We start from the raw sequence: 2625 nt of genomic DNA on the forward strand, positions 1-2625 counted from the left end.
GCTGCTGCCCTCGACGCGCCACCGCGATCGTCCAGGCCATCCTCGTCCTACATCACATCCACACCAGCCGAAACCCACGATGAAAAGGGCTCACTTATGCGGTACCGACGGGATGCCTGCTCGGCCCGGCGGTGTCGGGTCCAGCGGTGGCGTCTAGGCGTCTACCAAGCTGAGGGATGTCGGACCGGCACAGCCGCTTTTAACCTGCTGAATGCGGGCCGAGAGGGTTTCGCGGGTTCTCCCCACGCGTACGCACCGGAGCTGATCCGAGCTCCGGATCCGGTGTCTGCCCCGCCCGCGATCGGGGGGCGGTCCCGGTGCCCGATGGGGCCCGCTCTACGAAAGGACAGGGTTTCGCCCATGACCGACCAGCCGTTCAAGTTCTCCGTGATTTCGGAGCCAAAGGACGCGAAGCAGTGGCTAGGCGTGGCCAGGCAGGCCGAAGACCTCGGGTTCACCACCCTGCTCATGGCCGACGTCCTGACTGCGCCGGCGCCGTTCCCCGCCCTCGCCCTCGCGGCCGGGGCGACCACGACGCTGCGGGTGGGAACGTGGGTGCTCGCCGGCCCGCTGCGCTTGCCGCGCATGGCGGCATGGGAGTCCCACACGCTGTCGGCGCTGAGCGGCGGGCGATTCGACCTCGGCATCGGGACGGGCCGGCCTTTCGTCCTCGAGGACGCGAATAAGCTGCTCGGCCTCCAGGCGCCGCCGGCCAAGGAACGCCTGGCGCAGGTGGAGAAGACGATCGACGAACTGCGCGCCCTCGACGGAGACGCGCACACCCCGGTGCTCATCGCCGCCGGCGGTCCCAAGGCCCGTGCCCTGGCCGCCGCCAAGGCCGACCTGGTCACGCTCGCCGCGAGCCCGTTCACCACCCGGGAAGAGATGGCCGAGCGGGTCGAGGAGGTGCGCAAGCAGGCCGGGGACCGTGCCGAGGAGCTCGAGTTCGTCTCCCCGATCTACGTCATCGGCGACGAGGCACCGCCTTGGGTTCCGCGTCTCCTGCGGACCGACATGAAAACGCTCATCGAGCACGACTCGCTGAACATCCTGCGCGGGAGCCCGCAGGACATGGCCGACGAGCTGCGGCGCCGCCGCGAGACCCTCGGCTTCTCCTCCTTCACCGTGAACGCTGTGTTCATGGAGAAGTTCGCCCCGGTGGTCGAGCTTCTCACCTAGTCACGCGGACTACCAGGGCTCTCGCCGAACCGCCGCGAGGACGCCGGCGCGGCAGTCCTCGCCGGAGGGCCTTCGGCGGGAGCGTGGTGGACACCGGGCGGGTTGCGGACGAACGACATCGGTCGGGATCAGGTCCGCGAGGACGCCGGCGCCGTGGCCCGCGCCGGTGACAGGGCGCTGATCTCTCGAAAGGCAACACCTATGCACTCTCTGCAGTTCACCGCCGAGTCGTCGTCGAAGGGCGTGGTGGAGCGCGACTTCGTCGTGGGCCAGGTGCCGGGCGTTCTCTGGTCGCCGGCCTCCGGCGCCGAAAGGGCACCGCTGGTGCTGATGGGCCACGGTGGGGGGAACCACAAGAGGCATCCGGCGATGGCGGGCCGGGCGCAGAGCTTCGTGGCTGGTTGCGGCTTTCACGTCGCCGTCATCGACGCACCCGGTCACGGCGACCGGCCGCGCACGGCGCACGACGAGCAGGAGGTCGCCGCGTTGGCGGCGGCGAGGGCGGCCGGTGAGCCGGAAGGTCCGGGTGCCCGGCGCTACAGCGGGCATCTGGCGGAGCTGGCCGTGCCGGAGTGGCGGGCGACCCTGGACGCGCTTCAGGAGCTTGCGGAGATCGGCGCGGACGGGCCGGTGGGCTACTTCGGCATCAACCTGGGCACCGCGATCGGGGTGCCGCTGGTGGCGGTCGAGCCCAGGATCACGGCCGCGGTCTTCGGCCTGCACTGGCCCGATGACCTGGCGGAGAAGGCGAAGCAGATCACCGTCCCGATCGAGTTCGACATGCAGTGGGACGACGAGGACATCCCGCGCGAGGCTGCCCTAGCGCTGTTCGACGCCTTCGCCTCGACGGAGAAGACGTTGCACGCCAACGCGGGCAAGCACCATGAAATGCCCAGGTTCGAGGTCGACAGCGCGGCCCGGTTCTTCGCCCGGCATCTTGGCCGGGTGCTCACCTCACCGGCCTGAGGTGAGTGGCAGCGGCGTCCGGTCTGCCCATCGGGCGGCCACTACCGCGGCCCGGGTCAGGCAGCGTCATGGCTTACCGGTCGGCCGCCGTCCCCGCCGCACGGTTCGCTCGCGAGGAGTAGGCCCGGTCAGGCGGACCTGTCGATCACCGCGCCGCTGCCCCCCTCCACCGGGCGTCGTCCTGCGGGCCGTCGCCGGCCTGTCCGGCCTGCGCCAGATCAGCTACACCGGCAGCCGCGGCGCCGTCGCCGACGCCCAGGCCGAACCCGCCAGCCGTGGCACCGCCGCCGACGCCCAGGCCGAACCCGCTGCTAGGATGTGTCGACACCGCCAACCGTCAGGCCGGGAGATATGGATCTCCCCCAATGCGGTCTTTGGATGGAAACATGACACTGAAGATCGGTTACAAGGCGTCGGCTGAGCAGTTCGGCCCGCGCGAGCTTGTCGAGTACGCGGTCAGCGCGGAGGGCCACGGCCTGG

At 70.4% G+C, this 2625-nt stretch carries 2 protein-coding genes; both read left to right on the forward strand.

Annotated elements, in window-relative coordinates:
* The first annotated feature begins 360 nt into the window (after window positions 1–360).
* Window positions 361–1179, forward strand: a complete 819-nt coding sequence (locus tag ACFYZF_RS30605) for an LLM class flavin-dependent oxidoreductase (protein ID WP_387026658.1) — start codon at window positions 361–363, stop codon at window positions 1177–1179.
* 201 nt (window positions 1180–1380) lie between these two features.
* A complete protein-coding gene (locus ACFYZF_RS30610) occupies window positions 1381–2145 on the forward strand; it encodes an alpha/beta hydrolase (RefSeq protein WP_387026660.1) in 765 nt (254 codons plus the stop codon).
* Window positions 2146–2625: the final 480 nt, after the last annotated feature.

Source organism: Micromonospora sp. NPDC001898, from assembly GCF_042891255.1.
GTDB lineage: Bacteria > Actinomycetota > Actinomycetes > Mycobacteriales > Micromonosporaceae > Micromonospora.

Excerpts from the sequence above, each read along its gene's own strand:
- ACFYZF_RS30605 (WP_387026658.1), top strand. The coding sequence starts at position 361 with ATGACCGACCAGCCGTTCAAGTTCTCCGTGATTTCGGAGCCAAAGGAC.
- ACFYZF_RS30610 (WP_387026660.1), top strand. The coding sequence starts at position 1,381 with ATGCACTCTCTGCAGTTCACCGCCGAGTCGTCGTCGAAGGGCGTGGTG.